This window comes from Pseudobdellovibrionaceae bacterium (assembly GCA_023898385.1).
In the GTDB taxonomy this organism is placed as follows: domain Bacteria; phylum Bdellovibrionota; class Bdellovibrionia; order Bdellovibrionales; family UBA1609.
Genome location: CP060220.1, coordinates 1,418,068 through 1,435,612, shown reverse-complemented (window position 1 = coordinate 1,435,612; position 17,545 = coordinate 1,418,068). Strand labels below are relative to the sequence as shown.

Genomic DNA, 17,545 nt, shown 5'->3' with positions numbered 1-17,545 from the left:
CATGGAACAAAAGCCGGTTACAGTTATTGGCGGAGGATTCTCAGGGCTGGTGACGGCGTACTATTTGGTGCAAGCCGGATTTGATGTTCGCTTATTTGAAAAAGAGGCTCGCTGGGGCGGGCTATTGGGCACCCACTATGAGCCATGGGGGCTTGTGGAAACTGCGGCCAATGGCATTTTGAATAGTTTTGAGTTGCATGACCTGGCAAAAAATATCGGTGTAAGGCTGCTGCCCACTCGATTGGAGAGTCGGAATCGTTACATTTATAGAAATGGTCCCAAACGCTGGCCTTTGACTCTATCTGAGTCCTTGAATTTGGTTCGAAGCTTAGTTCGAGCCTTGATGAAGGGAAAAGCAGGGTTTGCTCCTCAAACCAATGAAACTTTGGGCCATTGGGCAGAAAGACTTTTCGGTGAAGAGGTCCTTCGATATTTTATTGAACCCGGACAGCAGGGGATCTTTGCCGGTGATGTGCGGGAGCTCTCGGCAGAATTAATTTTGAAGCCCCCCTCTCGTGAGCGAGGCTTTAAGCGCAGCCAAGGCCATTACCATAGGGGCACGGTAGCGCCAGAAAAAGGCATGCAACAGTTTGTCGATCAATTGGTGGCTTTTCTGAGAGAAAAAGGCGTGGAGATGGTTTTGAACGCCGATCCAGAGCTTGGCACAGAACCGAATCATCCCCACGTGTTGTGTGTGGGGCCTCAGGCGGCGGCGAAAATTTTGAAATCTTCGGACCCTCACTTGAGTGCTCAGCTGAAGAACTTAGATCTTTTACCGTTAGCTTCTCTAACCATGCACTTTGATAAGAACGAAGGCACACTCAAGGGGTTTGGATGTTTATTTCCGAGGGACCAGGGTATCAGAAGTTTAGGCGTTTTATTCAATAGATATATTTTTTCTGGCCGAACAGAAGCGCACACTGAGACATGGATTTTAGGTGGCGCCCTTGACCGAGAAATTGCGGATGCTCCGGAGTGGGAAATCGTGCACGCGGCCCTGGCTGACCGAGAGAAATTGTATGGGCGGCGAGTGGAGCCTTTACACACAAAACTCACTGTTTGGCCCAAAGCCATTCCCCATTATGATTTAGGGCTGAAAGAATTCTTAGGGGATTTAACTGAACCAAAAAATATTTTGTTAAATGGCAATTACATGGGCGGGATTGGACTCAGTCGAATTTTACAGCGCGCAAAGAACATTGCAGAGCAACTGGGAGCGTCCAGTGAATTCTAAAGAGGCTTTTGTGTTTGTGAACCTGGGGACTCCCGATGCCCCGAAAGTGAGTGCTGTTAGAAGGTACTTGAGAGAATTTTTGTCAGATCCGTTCGTTATAGATATCCCGGCGGTTTTGCGCTGGATTTTGGTGTACTTGATTATTGTTCCGTTTCGGGCAAAAAAATCGACTCACGCCTATTCACAGATTTGGAGTGAGCGGGGCTCACCACTAAGGTTTCACAGCGAGGATTTTGTGTCTCAACTTCAAGCGCAAAGAAAAGAAACCACGATTCTGGCTATGCGCTATGGAAAGCCACAGCTGTTTCAGCAGTTGAAGAATCTAAAGCAACAGGGAGTGAAAAAAATATTTTTGCTTCCCCTTTATCCTCAATATGCACTATCCACGACTGAGACCACGTTGGATGTGGCTAGAAAGTGGCAGAGGTCCTACGGTGAAGGCCAGGTCGATGTGTTTTACTTACGAGAGTTTTATCGCCACCCCGCTTTTTTAAAGTCTTGGGTGATTAATATTAAAGAGCACATTTCATCAAAGCCTGTGGATCGGGTGTTGTTTAGTTTTCATGGTTTGCCCGTTCGTCATATCAAAAAAGTGGCAAAGGGATGCCTTGAAAACCCGGGATGTTGTGAAGTGATCCGTCCCGCAAATCAGCTTTGTTACAGAATGCAATGTGTACAAACGGCCGAAGCGTTGGCAAAAGAGCTCGGTCTGGCCACCGATCAGTGGCAGGTGAGTTTTCAAAGTCGTTTGGGTAAGGACGCTTGGCTTGAGCCCTATACAGATCAGGTTTTGCCCCACTGGGCAAAAACAGGTGTTAAGACTGTAGCCGTGGTGGCGCCGTCTTTTGTAGCGGATTGTTTAGAAACCCTTGAAGAAATAGCGATTCGGGCGCGAGAGGATTTCAAAGCCGCAGGTGGTGAAGAATTATTTTTGGTCCCCAGTCTTAACTCGAATCCGCAGTGGGTATCGGCCGTGTCAGAAATTTTAGATGAGAAAAGTTTATGGCATCCTCTTTAGAATCTTCAATTTTTACAGCTGAAAAGTTTTTGCAATATTTAAAGAGCCGAGGGCAGCTTGACGACGGGCCCGTTCCTAAAAACATGGTTGTTTGTTTTATCCCCTTTGTGGCCCACGGGCTTTGTAGTGAGCCGCATTGGGAGAAAAGAAAATTTTTGGGTGCCACTTTGTATACAGATTCCAATCACCCGGATGTGGGGGTTCTCACAGAAATAGGTGTGGGGGCGCCGGCTCTGGTGGCAAAACTAGAAGAGCTGAATGTCCTGGGTGTGAAACGCGTGTTGGGCTTGGGCGTGGCCGGCTCTCTTACAAATGATCATCAAGTGGGACAGGTGGTTCTAGCCAATGGAGCTTTGCGCCAAGAAGGGTGCTCCCAGCACTATGGGGTAACAGAGCTAAAAGTGTTTCCCCATAAGGGGTTAGTGGAATCATTGGCAAAAGGCTTTGGGTCGCCTGTGGCCAGTGAACTTTGGGTGTCTACGGATGCGCCCTATCGAGAAACTCCCTCAAAAATCGAGCAATGGATGAGCCAGGGCGCTGGGTGTGTGGAAATGGAGGCCTCAGCCCTGTTTTCGGTGGCCAAGTTTTTAGGTCTTGAGGCGGCGAGCGTTGCCGTAATCAGCGATTTTTTGGGTCAAGGGGAGTGGCAACCCTATTTTCATCACAAGGTGGTCAAAGACAGTTTGTTTGGCACTATACATGCCGCTGTGCAAATCCTTAGATCTTGCTAGTCGCCCCGTTTCAATGTCAAATATGCGATAACTTAAAGGAGAACTTCATGCTTTGTAATAATATATTGGATGCAATTGGGCGCACTCCTCTTGTTAAATTAAATCGAGTGGGCGCTGAATTGCCCTGTAACCTCTATGCAAAGTGTGAGTTTGTAAATCCTGGCGGTTCCATCAAAGATCGTATCGGCAAACAAATGGTTTTGGATGCCCAAGAGCGAGGAATAATTAAGCCGGGGGATACTCTGATTGAGCCCACAAGCGGCAACACCGGCATTGGACTGGCTCTCGCAGGTGCTGTACTTGGATACAAAGTGATTATCACCATGCCTGAAAAAATGAGTCGCGAAAAACAAATAGCCCTAGAAGTCTTGGGGGCCGAAATTATTCGAACGCCGACGGAAGTGGCGTCGGATCATCCTGAAAGTCATATTAGTGTGGCAAAGAAATTGCGTGATGAATTGCCCAATGCTCATATTCTAGATCAGTATGCGAACCCGGCAAACCCGTTGGCCCATTATTCAGGCACAGCTCAAGAAATACTCGATGATTTAAATGGGCAAGTGGACATGGTGGTGATGGGTGCCGGCACCGGAGGCACCATCACTGGTGTGGCTCGTCGGGTGAAAGAGGCGTGTCCGGAGGCAAAAATCATTGGCGCAGACCCTGAGGGTTCGATTCTGGCAGGAGACGGAGAAATTCACTCTTATCACGTTGAGGGCATCGGGTACGACTTTATACCTGATGTATTGGACCGATCGTTGGTGGATCGATGGGTTAAAACTACTGACAGCGAGTCATTTCATTTAGCTCGAAGGTTGATTCGTGAAGAAGGCCTGTTGGTGGGGGGATCTTGTGGTTCAGCCATGATGGCGGCACTGCAAGAGGCGAAAAATCTAAAAGCCGGTCAAAATTGCGTGGTTGTGTTGCCTGACGGCATTCGAAACTACATGACAAAATTTTTGGATGCTAATTGGAGAGCCCAAAACGGGTTTGCCGACTAAGCTGAGTGTAAACCTAGGTCATCAAAACTCAAACGAGTTCCCTGCTGAACGATATCATTGAGTTGTTGAACGAGATGGATCAGTTGCTGTTTGTTGCTGACAACGTCTTGCCCGTTCTCCGCCAAAATATAGATTTTTTGGGCCAGATCAGCGCCTTGTTCGCAGGCTAGAAACTGCAGATTGCCTTTTATTTTGTGTGAGCAAAATTGAATTTTTTTGTTATCAAGTTGTCCCACGGCTGCGATGAGATCTTTCATTAATTCAAGATTTGACTCAGAAGAAATTTCTACAAAATTAATACAAAGGGCGAGGTTTTGTCCGCTGTATTCATAGATCTTCATACGATCAAATAGCTCAGTGACCGTATCGTCAATGTTACTAGACTCTAAAGACGGGCTGTGAGGGGAGGGCTCGGCCCGAAGAGAGATCTCGGAGGAGGAAACAAACTGGTTGACCACGGTTCTCAATAACTCAATGTCTATGGGCTTCGATAAGAAGCCGTCCATCCCGATTTCATCGCAGAGTCTTTTATCGGCAGCTCGTGCATGAGAAGTGGTGGCCACAATATGGGGCCGTGGTTTATTTTTTTGGCCTAGAATTCGTGTGGACGCTTCAATTCCATCCATGACCGGCATTTGCAGGTCCATAAGAACGAGGTCATAGCTGTTTTTTGAAACCATCTCTAAAGCCTGCTGTCCGTTTTCAGCCACATCAAAACTGTGCCCGAACCGTTTGAGCATTTCACCAATCACTTTGCGGGCAAAGACTTCGTCATCGACAACAAGTATTCGGTTGGTCTTGGCTTCTGACGGAGCGAGGTGTTTTGGGTAAACCGGTGTTTCGCGAACGGGGGCCTGTCTGTGAGAGTCGCCCGATAGCGAGGGTTCATTGTCGGGGATAGAAAAACGATCTGCGCTTTGATCAGTGAGGCGTTTAGAAAGCACAGGTTTAAATGGCACTGAAATCCACCAAGTTGTGCCAAAGCCCACTTCGGTTTGCAGGTCTATGTGGGCGTTGATATTGCGAAGCACACTGGACACGGTGGCAAGACCTAGGCCCATGGAGCGTTCATGCCACTGCCGTGAAGATCTCACCTTAGAAAGATCTGATAAGATCTGTTGTTTTCTTTGCTCAGTCATTCCTACGCCAGTGTCTCTGACACTAAAAAGGATATGGTCTTCTCTTTTAGGATCAATCTCTGCTCGCAGGCGAATTTGCCCCTTTTCGGTGTACCGAAATGCATTTTTTGTGAGATCCGTCAGCACCATTTGTATGGCATCAGCTGGCAGCGTGACGTCTTGAGGCGTGTTGAAGTCTACAACAGTATTGACCTCAATGTTCTCTGAAGAGAACAGTCCACGGGCATCAGAGACGCTTTCTTCAAGCAAATGGCCAAGTGTAGTGGGTTTGAATGAAAAAGTAATTTGTCCAGATTCTAGTTCAGAGTGAAATTGTATATGTTCAAGCTGATCCATCATGTGTCGACAACAATAATCGGCCACCTCAGTGAACTCTTTAAGGTTCACTCGAGCCGAGTCATCATCAAAATCAATTTGATTCACTTGCACCATGCCTAAAATGCCATTGAGCGGGCGACGAAGTTGAACAATCATATCCACAATAAAGCGATGGGAGTCGGCCAAGGCCAAATTGAGTCTATCATCGGTGGATTTCAGCTCTTGCTCCTGCTCACGCATAGAATTAAATGAACTTCGAATAAGAAGAAAGCAAGCGATAAACGAGAGTATACTAACGGCGCTCACAGCTCCCAAAAGGTACTCATTTGCAGAAGGATCAATGCGTAAAAGCACTAAAACAAGGGGCGGAATAGAGGCCATGGCCAACGTCAAGGGTTCCAAAACCCGACGGTTGCACAACAGTCCCCGGCGGGGAGCTTTACTTTTCCGAACTTCTTTCATCAACACTTTCCTTTGACGTACTTTTCGTACAATCCCTCTATCGGCAGAAAATCGATTTTGTTTAGATGCGACACGAAAAATGTTAAAAAATTTTAGAAATGTCCGGTTTTTGTGGCCTTTTCCCAAGTTAAAATGTCCCCTTTTCTCAGTCTGACACATTGTGCGTGTTTCGTTTTGAGCCATTCTTAAATTCTGTTAGTTTTTTACACTCAATCACCTCATGTGGGATTGCCTCTCTGGTTTTTTCGTGAACCACGCTCAAGGTGCCATCGGTGTGGATGCTGACCTCCACTTTTGCCTTTGCCCAGTTGGCTCTGTGAGCGGCTGGCAGGAGTTGGATTTTATAAAGGCCCTTTCGAGCAATGATGTTATCTGGCCGTACTGTACTTGTGTATTTAGCGCAGAGGATGTTCCGTAAGCACTTGGGGTCAAAGAGCTCTACAAAGGCTTTCCTGGGGCTTTTAGGCGCCTTCCTGAAGCGCTTCCTGAAGTCAGGTAAAAACACGTCTTCGATAAATACGTTTGCAACGTCGATGTTTTTTATTTTTCGAAGCCTGAGCTCTGAGATCAGTCGATCTTGAAAAGTCCTGTTCATTCTCTCAACGCGACCCTTAGCGGGGGCCGAGTGTGCTGCTATGAACTCGACTCCCAGCTCATCAAGGGCTCTGCCGATTTGGGTGAGGACTTTTTTGTCTTCCTTTGGATCTTCGAAGTACGACTTGTGAGTACCTACCTTCACTCCTTGTCCTGAGTAGTGGAACCAACTGGCCTTGTCCGTGTAGATGGCCATAGGAAGGCCATAAGTTCTAAACACATGTTCGAGGGCCTTGAAGTTAGGCATAGTCCCGTCATGCTCAAAGAACTGTGCATAGAGCGGGTCTGAGGTGGCATCATCGACAATCACGATTAGTTGTAGCTCCTGCCCTGTGCCCAGCCAGTCGTGCGGTGATGTGTCTTGTTGCAAAAGCTCGCCGGCACTCTCACGTCTCGGGCGCTCTTTGCGGTGCTTCCTTGGACGATGCATTTTCTTGTTAGTCAGATTTTCACTGCGCAGTATTTTTCGCACTGACTCAACGCTGATCTTTATTCCCTCCACTTCATTAAGTTTCTCAGTAAAGTGAGTGAAGTTAAGATTTGCTTTCTGGTATGGAATTCTACTTGCTGTTAAAAAGGTAAAAAATACCTTACCAATAGGCTATTCCCACAAAAATTATGTTTTCGAGTATCTGCTACCTTGATAGCTTAAGATCTGATACTTGGTCCAGTGGGAGACCCTGAAATAGTGCGGTGTGGATCGAAGAAAGGAGGCATTTCTATCTTTCCAACACGAGAGTCGGCAAGCCTCGGGGCCAGCGGTAGATTTCAAGGATTAGAGACGTATACGAACGAGCTGTCGGGTTTAAATGCGAAGGCCAGAAGTCCCGGCGGGAACGCTCCCACATGCAGAGATGAGAGCTGCAACCATAGACCTAGAGTAAAGGTAGTAAGTCCCGCATAAGATAAGTCTGGCAGAAGTAGCTCTAGAATCTTTTTTGAGTATCTTTGTTAACAGCAAGTAAATTCTTTAATAAGGGTCTTTGGTGGAGCGATACATGACGGTTACTCAAAATAGGTGCTTAATCCTTCTTATACTCCTAGGTTTCTGAATATCCATTGATTAAAATCAAGATAGCCTCCTGCGACAATTGTATAAGCAATTGTTACTTAGATTTAGCTGGGGTCTGAGAAAAAAAACAGAAAACTGTTGTTGTTTGGGAGCAAGCTTGATTTATTGAAAGTAAGCTTTTGGCTAAAATTAATTCTATGAATAAATAAAATTGCACAGGCTATTTAAACGGAGATGTTATGACAATAAATGCTGAACACGAGGGTGTTTCAATGGGTAGCCAAGAATCACAGAATAAGTTACCAATAAAATCAAAAATGCGCATTAACAAGAGAAATACTCAATTTACTGATGACTTCTCAAAAGAAGTTTTTGAGATGACTTACAAATACGAAAATGAAAAAGATATCAACGATAGACACCTGGCAATGGCTAAAGACTTGGCCTCCGTGGAAAAACCTGAACAGAGAGATTATTGGACGGAAAGGTTTCTTGATATTTTAGAAAATTTTAAATTTGTTCCTGGTGGTCGTATCACTTCTAATGCCGGCACCGGCTTAAAGGGAACAACTTATATAAACTGTTTCGTTAGTGGGTTTCGCGGAGAAAACCAGGACTCTATGGAAAGCATAATGGATGAACTCCGCCGCCAAGCCTTAATATTAAAGTCTGAAGGTGGCTATGGTTTTTGTGCTGATGTAATGAGACCACGAGGAGCCTATGTTGAAGGGATTGGTGGGGACTCACCTGGAGCTGTAAAGCTGTTGGAAATGTGGGATACACAAAGTGCAGTAATCACTGCCGGTAGTGGTCTTAAAAAAAGCAAGGGGAAAAAGAAAATTCGCAAAGGGGCCCAAATGGTCACCATGTCAGTTTTTCACCCAGACATCGAGGAATTTATTACTGCAAAACAAACACCGGGACGACTCACAAAATTCAACATGTCTGTTCTTGTTTCAGATGAATTTATGGCTGCAGTTAAGGCCAATAAACCATGGAATTTGGAATTTCCGGATTATGAAGCTGTAAAAAAGGAATATAAGTCTTACTGGGATGGAAATTTAGATAGTTGGAAGTCCCGAAAGCTTCCAATAAAAATCTATAAGACATTTAAAAATGCCAATGAGCTTTGGGACTTAATAATGAAGTCTACCTTTAGTCGCAATGAACCCGGCATACTTTTTAGTGATACTATCAATAGATTAAATAATCTTTATTATGCTGAACACATCAATGCAACGAACCCATGCGGTGAACAAGTTTTACCTGTTGGCGGATGCTGCTTGTTGGGCTCAATAAACCTGACACAATTTGTAGACTCAAAAAATCAAACTTGGGACTATGCCGAACTCAGTAAAGTAATTAACTCAGCAGTTCGCTTCATGGACAATGTAAATGATAAAACTCTAGTGCCTTTGCCCGAACAAGAAGAGAGTTTAAAAACTAAAAGACGCATTGGACTTGGAATATTAGGCTATGGTTCTGCTTTACTAATGCTTAAAGTGCGCTATGGGTCTGCTAAAGCACTTAAATTAACTGAAGAACTAGGTGATTTTATTATGAATAAGGCCTATGAAACTTCAGCCGAACTCTCCCGAGAAAAAGGTAGCTTTCCCCTCTATGATGAATCTAAGTACTTGTCTGGGGCCTTTGTTAAAAATTTAAAACCAGAAGTCCGGGAAAAGATTAAAAAGTATGGAATTCGAAACAGTCATTTACTGTCAATTCAACCCACTGGAAACAGTTCTGTTTTTGCCAACAATGTGTCTGGAGGCTTAGAACCTTTATTTATGACGGAATATACACGGACTTCTATGCAGCCCTTTGCTCCAGAGGGGCTTGGTGTCCCCAAAGATGTTCATTGGCAAAATAAAACTTATACAACGACAGGGCCAGAAACTAAATGGAATTGGACCACTGAAGGAGATGAAACACTACTTGTTACAAAGTTTAAAGGAGAGGTGTGGAAATTTGATCAATCTCGTGGACTTTTAAAAGAATCTCAAATTAAAGACTATGGCGTTAGGTTCCACAAGCAAAATAATACATGGGACCCTCAAGCAGATTGGGTTTCTACGGCTTTTAATCTAAATATAGATGATCACGTTAAAACCATGGAAGTCTTTTCACGAAATATCGACTCTGCCATGTCAAAAACAGTAAACATTCCCAACGACTATCCTTATGAAGATTTTAAGCGTTTATATGCCGATGTATACAATACGGGAACCATTAAGGGATGTACCTCTTACCGTGAGGGTACGATGACAACTGTTTTATCAGCAAATAGTACAACCACAACAGGCAAAACTAAGGGTATTCCGCGAACAAAAGCTACTAAAAGACCAAAATACTTAGACTGTCACATTCACCATTTAACCACTTCCGGGGAAAAGTGGGTAGTTTTGGTGGGCTTATTAGATGAAGACCCCTATGAAGTGTTTGCTATGAAACAAAGTCGACTGCACCTCCCTCCCCACCTAAAGGAGGGGCGATTAGTTAAAGAGAAGTCTGGTATCTATAACCTTGAGACTCAAGATGGATGGGTACTAAGAGACATTCGAACCTTTTTTGAATCTAACGAACAAGAGGCACTCACTAGAATGATCTCAACTGCACTTAGACATGGTGCGGACATTGAGTTTATTGTTTCCCAGCTTATAAAAAGTGAAGGCAATATAACTTCTTTTTCAAAGGCAATAGCACGAACTATAAAGCATTATATTTCTGAAATCAAAAGCCTTAAGTGTACTGACTGTTCGAGCACAAACATTGCTCTACAAGAGGGTTGTTTTATTTGTAAAGATTGCGGTAGTAGTAAGTGTAATTAAAATTTGGAGATATACGTGATGGAAACTCTTCCACCAACAAAAACAATTTTTGAACCATTTAAAATTAAAATGGTTGAGCCTCTTCCCATATTGAGTTTAAAAGAACGTCAATCCGTCTTAAAAGAGTCTTTTTACAACCTCTTTAGTATTCCTGCTAAATATGTCACCTTTGATTTATTGACGGACAGCGGGACAAGTGCCATGTCTGCAAGCCAGTGGGCCGCAATCATGGAAGGTGACGAATCTTATGCCGGTTCAGACAGTTATTTTCGTTTTTCAGAAACAATTAAAGACATCACCGGCATGAAACATGTCATCCCCACGCACCAAGGACGCTCAGCGGAAGCCCTACTAAGTAAAGCCATGCTCACTCCTGGGCAAAAAGTAATTGGAAACACCCAATTTGATACGACACGTGCAAATATTGAATCTGTGGGTTGCATGTCAATTGATATGCCCTGCAAAGAGTCAGATGACTCGCAGTCGACCTTTCCATTTAAAGGGAATGTCGATTTAGAAAAATTAGAAAAATATCTCAAGGAATATAGCGACCAAATTCCTTTTTTCATTATGACTGTGACAAACAATTCCATTGGTGGGCAACCTGTTTCAATGGAAAATATTAGAAAAACTAAAAATCTACTCAATCAATATAAAATACCAATGTTTATAGATGCTGCAAGATTTGCAGAGAACTCATATTTTATTAAAACCAGAGAAGCTGAATTTAGTGATTCCTCAGTCAAAGATATTTCAAAAGAACTATTTAGTTATGCTGACGGAGTACTAATGAGTGCTAAAAAGGATGCCTTTGCAAATATTGGCGGCTTCTTGGCTACAAATGATGACTCTCTTACTCAAAAAGTAAGGCAACTCATGGTTATCACGGAGGGTTTTCCAACATATGGTGGACTTTGTGGTAGGGATCTTGATGCAATTGCAGTTGGCTTAAAAGAAATCCTCAATGAAGATTATTTAAGTTACCGAAAAAGAAGTGTGGAATACTTTGGAAGTGGGCTTGAATCTATTGGTCTAAAAGTTGTAAAACCTTTTGGTGGACATGCCGTATACATTGATGCCGGAGCCAGTCTCCCTCATTTTCCTATTGAGTACTACCCCGCTCAAGCATTAAGCGTAGCACTTTATGAGTTTATTGGATTAAGAAGTGTTGAAGTTGGATCTGTCATGTTTGGTCGACGCAATGAAGAAACCGGAAAAGAAGAATTTGTTGCAAAAGAACTTGTCCGCTTGGCTCTACCAAGAAGAGTTTACACTCAAAGTCATGTGGACTATATGATTGAAAAAGCCGGTCATGCCTTCTCAAATTTTGAAAATCTTCCTGGTTATAAAATTGATTACCAGCCCAAGTATTTAAGGCATTTTACAGCAAAATTTTCACAAGTAAAATTCTAGAGAATCACCGTAACCGCTGCACGATTCGCGTTATTGACGGATGGATCTCGCGTAGGCTAGGGGCGTCGGCACACTCTGCCCCCGGGCGATCATCACGAGTGCCACCTGCAAATAGCTGGTTGGGCCAACCGCCCTATGCTGAAAAACATGGGTAAATCCTTGCTTATAGAGTGAGTCCGCTTGGTCCTATTTTAGGTAATAACCAGCCCACAGGTTTTTTAAGAAAACTTCCCAATGAATATGGTGAATGCCCGACTTAAATTTTTGTTCTGTTTCGTCTTTTGAAACAAGAAGCAAGTGTTGCCAATCTTGTTCTTCACTGATGGCCAGCAGTCCCTTGTGATCACGATGATTCGTACGGTCTGAACTCTTCACTTCAATGGCAATATGGTCTCCAATTACAAAATCAACCTCCATTTGACTGGTCGAGCGCCAATAGCTGAGAGATTGTCGTGACTGTGAATATGAGAGATAAGCCCGTATTTCACCGGCAATAAATTGTTCGAAAGCTTTCCCGTAAAGATCGGATTGCGGTTCTAAACTTTCAATTTGGCGAATCGCGTGGACCACACCTGGATCAAAAAAATAAAATTTCGCCGTCTGCACGGCTTTCCTTTTTTTTGATTTTGTCCAAGCAGGAATTAAGTAACCAATAAGAGTGTCCTCTAAAATGCCATAATAATCTCTTACCGTATTCGGTGAAAGCTGAGCATCGTTGGCGACTTTGGTGAAGTTGACCATTTCTGCATTGGCGCTAGCTGCCGCTTCTAAAAAGCGGTGATAGTTGGCTAAATTTCGCACTAAAGATTCTGCTTGGATTTCCTCTTTTAAATAAGTCTCCACATAATTGTACAAATACTCGTGAGGATGTTCACCGAGGTATGCCATAGGCAAGCCACCCGTAAGTAAGTATTTTGAAAGATCAAATATTTTTTCAGCTTGTAGTTCTTGCCAAGTGAAAGCAAACATATCTGCTCTAAATGCTCTTCCGGCCAGCAAGTTGGCCCCTCCACGCTTTAATGAACGAGCACTGCTTCCCGTTAACAAAAATGAAATTTGTTTTTCTTCAATCAGTCGGTGAACTTCATTAAGTAACTCAGGAATACGCTGAATTTCATCGATAACGACCACTTTACCTTGGGCCATAGACTCGAGTTCAGAGGGACGAGCGCTCAAACGCAAATAGTTTTTTGAGCTCAACAAATCAATAAAAGTTAAATTTTCTTGGTTTAATAAAGTTTCACGTATCAAAAAGCTCTTTCCCACTCCCCTCGGGCCAAAAAGAAAGTAGGAGCTTCTATCTAGTAATTTCAATGGGTTAAGAGTTCTTTTCATAAAATTCCTCAGTATAACCGTTAATATTCATGATAATACACGGAACTACTATGAGTTACAAGTATTTCTAATGTGAAGTTTACTCGCTGAAATTGCCAAACCCTAGGTGGCCATGAGCTACTTCTGCCCGACTAGCGGGACTCACCAGTATCCAATAAGATAGCGGTTGCGACAGCTAGCCACGAAGGCATTACTTTGTGATTGAACTCGAGAGCGTACTTCTCTCTCAAAAAACGGCGTCAAAGCTGACTGTTTTTGGAGGGTTGTAATGTGGTTGTTGCTCAAAATAGGTGCTTTATTTGACTTATGCTCAACCTTGAAGATGCCAACTCCAGAGTTTTTCGGCAAACGTTTTATACCCAAAGCCGATCTTTCGAGAATTCGCGTGCCATTGGGCCTGGACCCTCCACGCGGTCCCCCGAGGAAGACACACCTATCTAATTTGACATTAAATAGTCAGTAAATTCAGTCACTTATAATGATGTGTGCATGAATTTTTAATAATAATATTGAATATTCCGATAGAAATGCATATACTTAAACTTATGAAGGCAGCCACTGAAATGAAACTATTAAATAAGATGAAGCCGGGTGTGGTTTATAGGCGAAAAGAGCTTGAAAGCCACTCAAAGTCAGTCGACCGTGATTTGGCAAAGCTATGTTCCTCTGGTGAGGTTACCAAGGTTGCCCCTGGTCTTTACGTGAAAATGGAGAAATCAAGATTTGGTTCCTTACCACCGAGGGACAAGGATTTAGTTCGTGCTTTTCTTGGGGACAATCGTTTTCTTTTAATGTCCTATAACCACTATAACACTCTTGGCTTGGGTTTGACTCAGTTAAGGGGCGATACTTTTGTTTATAATAGAAAACGCCATACAAAGGCCACGTTAGGCTCTAGAAACTTTGTATTTAAGAACGTCTCGGAATTTCCAAATCAACTATCAAGGGAATACCTCCTTGTGGATCTTTTGAATAATCTTGAAAATGTAGGCGAGTCGCCAGAGACGATTCTGAGAAATTTAGACCAAAAGAAGGGTGAATTTGACAGGCAAAAGGTTGGATTGATGGCCTCCAGGTACGGGAAGGTTAAAACTAAAAATTACTTAAAGGTACTATATGGCGAACTATTGCCACGAACTTGAAGATTTTGAACAGTTGTGTAGAGCAACAGGTGGCGACAAATATATTCCGCCACAGTTGGTTGAAAAAGACTATTGGATTATGCATTGTCTTTGGGGGCTTAAGCAACTTGGCTTTGAATTCCATCTCAAGGGTGGGACATCTTTATCTAAAGGGTGGGGCTTGCTCGAGAGGTGTTCTGAAGATATTGATGTCTTAATATTTCCACCTAGCGGAGAAGAATTGCCAACTGGGAGAAATCACAAAAAGCCTGTCCATGTTGAAAAGCGAAGAAGGTATTTTGAAGATTTAAAAGAGCAAATAAAAATACCAGGGATTGTGGATGTCATTAGAGAAGTGGCCTATGATGATGAGCAGATGAGAGGCGCCGGTATTAGATTGAAATACAATTCTTTGTTTGATGAAATAAAAGGTGTGAAGTCGGGGATTCTTTTAGAAGTTGGCTTTGACCAGACGACTCCCAATGAAGAGAAAAATATTTCCAGCTGGGCCTATGATAGGGTAGTTAGTGTTGGCGTTAAAGTTAATGACAATAGAGCCAAGGGAGTTGCCTGCTATTGTCCTGAGTATACATTTGTAGAAAAACTTCAAGCGATATCTACTAAGTTTCGACAGGAACAAGAATCTGGTGAATTGAATGAAAACCAATTGAGACACTACTACGATGTGGATTGTTTGCTAAAAGAAGATCGTGTTCAAAAGTTTATTGGGACGGATTCCTACTTTAAGCATAAAAAGAAGAGATTTAGGCCAATGGATGAGCCTGACCTCACTATCAACGAAGGGTTTTTACTATCTGACCCGAACACTCTAAATAAATACGAAAAGGGATTTCACAATATAGAAAGCCTCTTCTATGGTGAGAAACCTAAAATGAAGAAGATCTTGGAAAATCTAAAGCCTTGGTTGCCGAAGCTGTAGATGGGTTGACTACCGAGCTGGGACTGGAGAACTGTCAGTGCGGTGATCCCTGAAGAGTCGCTCCATGATCCGGTTTGGGATTCGGTACTCTATGAAATTCCTTTGAGGACGCCGCCGTCTACGGCGATGCTTTGGGATGTTATGTATCCGGCCTGTTTCGAACACAAAAATGCGGCTAAGGCGGCGATTTCTTCGGGTTCGCCCAGGCGGCCGGCTGGGACCATGTCTTTGATTTTTTCATCGGCCAGATTTAATGCCTTTATGCGATCTGTGTTGGTGTAGCCAGGCAACAATAGATTGATAGTCACTCCCTTTGCGGCCACCTCTGTAGCTATGGATTTACAAAGTCCGGCCAGTCCGGCTCGCAAACCATTTGATGTGGTCAATCCGGGAAGGGGTTCTTTTGCGGCAATACTTGTGATCATGAGAACGCGGCCAAAGTTTTGTTCCATCATTGAGGGCAGAGATTCATGTAAGGCCTCAACAGCACTAAGCCATAGGTTTTGGTAGTCCTGCTGCCACTGCTCCATGGAGACTTCAAGAAATTGTCCTTTAGCGGGGCCGCCTGTGTTGTTAACCAAAATATCTAGGCCGCCCCATTTCTTTTTGCATAGGCGCACCACTTCGGCCGCTTGTCCGGGTTGAGTGAGGTCACTTGAAAAAAAGCAATCAGCACCAATTTCATCAGCGGCCTGCTCAAGAGTGTCTTCGTTTCTTGCGCTAATCGCAACAGTGACGCCTTCATTCACCAGGGCTTGCGCTATGGCCTTGCCTATACCTTGTGAACCACCAAATACTAGGGCACGTTTGCCGGCTATTCCTAAATCCATAGTTTATTGCTCCTCAACAAAATTTTCTTTTTTAACATTGAGCCAATCAAAAGCCGTTTTCCAAAGCAATTGGTTTTTCTCATCTTCACTAAATAGAGAGTGATTGGCAATCAATTGGCCGGGCTCGAGTTCTCCAAGTGGAAACGGGTAGTCGGTGCCCAAGGCCACGCGGTGGGCACCCACCAGGTCGACCACATATTTCAGAACATTTGGGTCATGTACCAGCGAATCCAAATAAAATCGTCCCAAATACTTTTTCGGACTAACTGGGTTATCAATGGCCACCAGATCAGGTCTGACGTTAAATCCATGTTCAATGCGTCCAATGGTTTGTGGAAATGATCCACCACCGTGCGCAAATGCCACCCGAAGTTTTGGGAATTTCTCAAAGACTCCACCAAATATCATCGAGCAAATCGCAAGACTGGTCTCGGCCGGCATTCCCACTAGCCATGGCAGCCAATATCGATTCATTTTTTCTTTGCCCATCATATCCCAGGGGTGGACAAAAATGGCGGCGCCCAGTTCTTCAGCAGCAGCGTAGAATTCAAAAAGAGCCGGGTCGTTGAGGTTCCATTCGTTGATGTGTGAACCAATTTCCACACCTTTTAACCCCAGTTGGTGCATACACCGTTCGAGTTCCTTTGCGGCAAGCCCTGGCGATTGCAGCGGAACCGTGCCGAGGCCAATAAATCGTTTGGGGTGTTTTGCCACCACCTCAGAGATGTGATCATTTATGACTTTTGAGACGTAAAGCCCATCTTCGGGTTTCGCCCAATACGAAAACATAACGGGTACCGTGGAGAGAACTTGGACGTTCACCTGATGTTGATCGCAATCTATTAGGCGCGCGTGAGCATCCCAGCAGTTTTTATCTACACACCTAAAAAAAGTGCCATCATCTAGGCGCATGTCAGCTGAGCAATTGTCATGTTTTCGGTGTAATTCAATAAATCCTCCGTATCCAAATAAGTTTTTAAACTTCGGAATCTCAGGAGGAAGGATATGAGTGTGAATATCGACTTTAAAAAGATTCACTTACGCACTCTTGCCGTTGTCAGAGCCACACTTTTTACAGACGTAATGATCGGGGTTTCCATAGTACCGATCAAATACAGCGCCAAATTGTGTTTCAATATTCTCAAGATGAAAGAATTCTTCGTACAGCTTATTGCCACACTCTTTGCAGTACCACTGCAGGCCATCGTTTTCTTCAGGTCGTCGCTGCCGTTCGACCACAAGGCCAATGGTTCCCGCCGGCCGCTGTGGTGAGTGGGGCACGCCTCCAGGGAGTAGGTAGATGTCTCCTTCACAAATGGGGATGTCGCGAAACTTTCCTTCGTGATCAATTATTTTTAGGGTCATGTCGCCTTCAAGTTGATAGAAAAACTCTTCCCCCTCGTTAACGTGGTAGTCGGTGCGGGTATTTGGTCCGCCAACAACCATCACAATGAATTCACGATGGGGCCAAACCATTTTGTTGCCCACGGGAGGCTTTAAAAGATCTCGATGGTCGTCGATCCACTTTTTGAAATTAAATGCAGTGTAGAGTTCACTCATCTTGAT

14 protein-coding genes are annotated in these 17,545 nt (G+C 43.9%); 8 read left to right on the top strand and 6 right to left on the bottom strand.

Features of this window, described 5'->3' with window-relative positions:
* Position 1 precedes the first annotated feature (1 nt).
* From H6626_06325 to H6626_06310, 4 genes are read left to right on the top strand one after another with little or no spacing between them, the layout of a single operon-like run.
* Positions 2–1,234: an FAD-dependent oxidoreductase gene (locus H6626_06325; protein ID USN48703.1), complete on the top strand. Its 1,233-nt coding sequence runs from the start codon at positions 2–4 to the stop codon at positions 1,232–1,234.
* Positions 1,143–2,252 (top strand): ferrochelatase, encoded by a 1,110-nt coding sequence (hemH, locus tag H6626_06320; GenBank protein ID USN48702.1) that lies wholly within the window; start codon positions 1,143–1,145, stop codon positions 2,250–2,252. The genes H6626_06325 and hemH overlap by 92 nt, the downstream gene beginning before the upstream one ends.
* Positions 2,237–2,983 (top strand): nucleoside phosphorylase, encoded by a 747-nt coding sequence (locus tag H6626_06315; GenBank protein ID USN48701.1) that lies wholly within the window; start codon positions 2,237–2,239, stop codon positions 2,981–2,983. Before hemH ends, H6626_06315 begins: the two co-directional genes overlap by 16 nt.
* 47 nt (positions 2,984–3,030) lie before the next feature.
* A complete protein-coding gene (locus H6626_06310) occupies positions 3,031–3,984 on the top strand; it encodes a pyridoxal-phosphate dependent enzyme (GenBank protein ID USN48700.1) in 954 nt (317 codons plus the stop codon).
* On the opposite strand, the gene H6626_06305 is transcribed toward H6626_06310, so the two are convergent.
* Together H6626_06305 and H6626_06300 are read right to left on the bottom strand one after the other, a co-directional pair.
* Positions 3,981–5,903, bottom strand: coding sequence for a response regulator (locus H6626_06305; protein ID USN48699.1), 1,923 nt, complete (start codon positions 5,901–5,903; stop codon positions 3,981–3,983). The genes H6626_06310 and H6626_06305 overlap by 4 nt on opposite strands.
* 145 nt (positions 5,904–6,048) lie before the next feature.
* On the bottom strand, positions 6,049–7,095 hold the full coding sequence (locus H6626_06300) for an ISNCY family transposase (protein USN48965.1): 1,047 nt from the start codon (positions 7,093–7,095) through the stop codon (positions 6,049–6,051).
* Between the two features lie 653 nt (positions 7,096–7,748).
* Here H6626_06300 and H6626_06295 point away from each other — a divergent pair.
* Together H6626_06295 and H6626_06290 are read left to right on the top strand one after the other, a co-directional pair.
* Positions 7,749–10,340 carry an adenosylcobalamin-dependent ribonucleoside-diphosphate reductase gene (locus H6626_06295; protein ID USN48698.1) on the top strand — a complete coding sequence of 864 codons (2,592 nt, stop codon included), beginning with the start codon at positions 7,749–7,751 and terminating at the stop codon, positions 10,338–10,340.
* A gap of 18 nt (positions 10,341–10,358) precedes the next feature.
* Positions 10,359–11,753 (top strand): tryptophanase, encoded by a 1,395-nt coding sequence (locus H6626_06290; GenBank protein ID USN48697.1) that lies wholly within the window; start codon positions 10,359–10,361, stop codon positions 11,751–11,753.
* 186 nt (positions 11,754–11,939) lie between these two features.
* Here the strand turns inward: H6626_06290 and H6626_06285 are convergent, their stop codons facing one another.
* Positions 11,940–13,088, bottom strand: a complete 1,149-nt coding sequence (locus H6626_06285; protein ID USN48696.1) for an ATP-binding protein — start codon at positions 13,086–13,088, stop codon at positions 11,940–11,942.
* Between the two features lie 545 nt (positions 13,089–13,633).
* Between H6626_06285 and H6626_06280 the strand changes: the two genes are divergently transcribed.
* A complete protein-coding gene (locus H6626_06280; protein ID USN48964.1) occupies positions 13,634–14,230 on the top strand; it encodes a hypothetical protein in 597 nt (198 codons plus the stop codon).
* On the top strand, positions 14,205–15,149 hold the full coding sequence (locus H6626_06275; protein ID USN48695.1) for a nucleotidyl transferase AbiEii/AbiGii toxin family protein: 945 nt from the start codon (positions 14,205–14,207) through the stop codon (positions 15,147–15,149). Before H6626_06280 ends, H6626_06275 begins: the two co-directional genes overlap by 26 nt.
* Before the next feature lie 89 nt (positions 15,150–15,238).
* Here the strand turns inward: H6626_06275 and H6626_06270 are convergent, their stop codons facing one another.
* Genes H6626_06270 through nbaC form a run of 3 tightly spaced genes read right to left on the bottom strand, consistent with a single transcriptional unit; the run spans position 15,239 to position 17,539 of the window.
* Positions 15,239–15,979 (bottom strand): SDR family oxidoreductase, encoded by a 741-nt coding sequence (locus H6626_06270; protein ID USN48694.1) that lies wholly within the window; start codon positions 15,977–15,979, stop codon positions 15,239–15,241.
* A gap of 3 nt (positions 15,980–15,982) precedes the next feature.
* Positions 15,983–17,017, bottom strand: coding sequence for an amidohydrolase (locus tag H6626_06265; GenBank protein USN48693.1), 1,035 nt, complete (start codon positions 17,015–17,017; stop codon positions 15,983–15,985).
* Complete coding sequence (gene nbaC, locus H6626_06260; protein USN48692.1) at positions 17,018–17,539, bottom strand: 3-hydroxyanthranilate 3,4-dioxygenase; 522 nt, start codon at positions 17,537–17,539, stop codon at positions 17,018–17,020.
* Positions 17,540–17,545 lie beyond the last annotated feature (6 nt).

What these genes read in the sequence shown, in the direction of transcription:
- H6626_06290 (USN48697.1), top strand. Translation starts at nt 10,359, where the DNA reads ATGGAAACTCTTCCACCAACAAAAACAATTTTTGAACCATTTAAAATT.
- H6626_06270 (USN48694.1), bottom strand. Translation starts at nt 15,979, where the DNA reads ATGGATTTAGGAATAGCCGGCAAACGTGCCCTAGTATTTGGTGGTTCA.
- H6626_06315 (USN48701.1), top strand. Translation starts at nt 2,237, where the DNA reads ATGGCATCCTCTTTAGAATCTTCAATTTTTACAGCTGAAAAGTTTTTG.
- H6626_06305 (USN48699.1), bottom strand. Translation starts at nt 5,903, where the DNA reads ATGAAAGAAGTTCGGAAAAGTAAAGCTCCCCGCCGGGGACTGTTGTGC.
- H6626_06275 (USN48695.1), top strand. Translation starts at nt 14,205, where the DNA reads ATGGCGAACTATTGCCACGAACTTGAAGATTTTGAACAGTTGTGTAGA.
- H6626_06285 (USN48696.1), bottom strand. Translation starts at nt 13,088, where the DNA reads ATGAAAAGAACTCTTAACCCATTGAAATTACTAGATAGAAGCTCCTAC.
- nbaC (USN48692.1), bottom strand. Translation starts at nt 17,539, where the DNA reads ATGAGTGAACTCTACACTGCATTTAATTTCAAAAAGTGGATCGACGAC.
- H6626_06325 (USN48703.1), top strand. Translation starts at nt 2, where the DNA reads ATGGAACAAAAGCCGGTTACAGTTATTGGCGGAGGATTCTCAGGGCTG.
- H6626_06295 (USN48698.1), top strand. Translation starts at nt 7,749, where the DNA reads ATGACAATAAATGCTGAACACGAGGGTGTTTCAATGGGTAGCCAAGAA.
- hemH (USN48702.1), top strand. Translation starts at nt 1,143, where the DNA reads ATGGCAATTACATGGGCGGGATTGGACTCAGTCGAATTTTACAGCGCG.
- H6626_06280 (USN48964.1), top strand. Translation starts at nt 13,634, where the DNA reads ATGAAGGCAGCCACTGAAATGAAACTATTAAATAAGATGAAGCCGGGT.
- H6626_06310 (USN48700.1), top strand. Translation starts at nt 3,031, where the DNA reads ATGCTTTGTAATAATATATTGGATGCAATTGGGCGCACTCCTCTTGTT.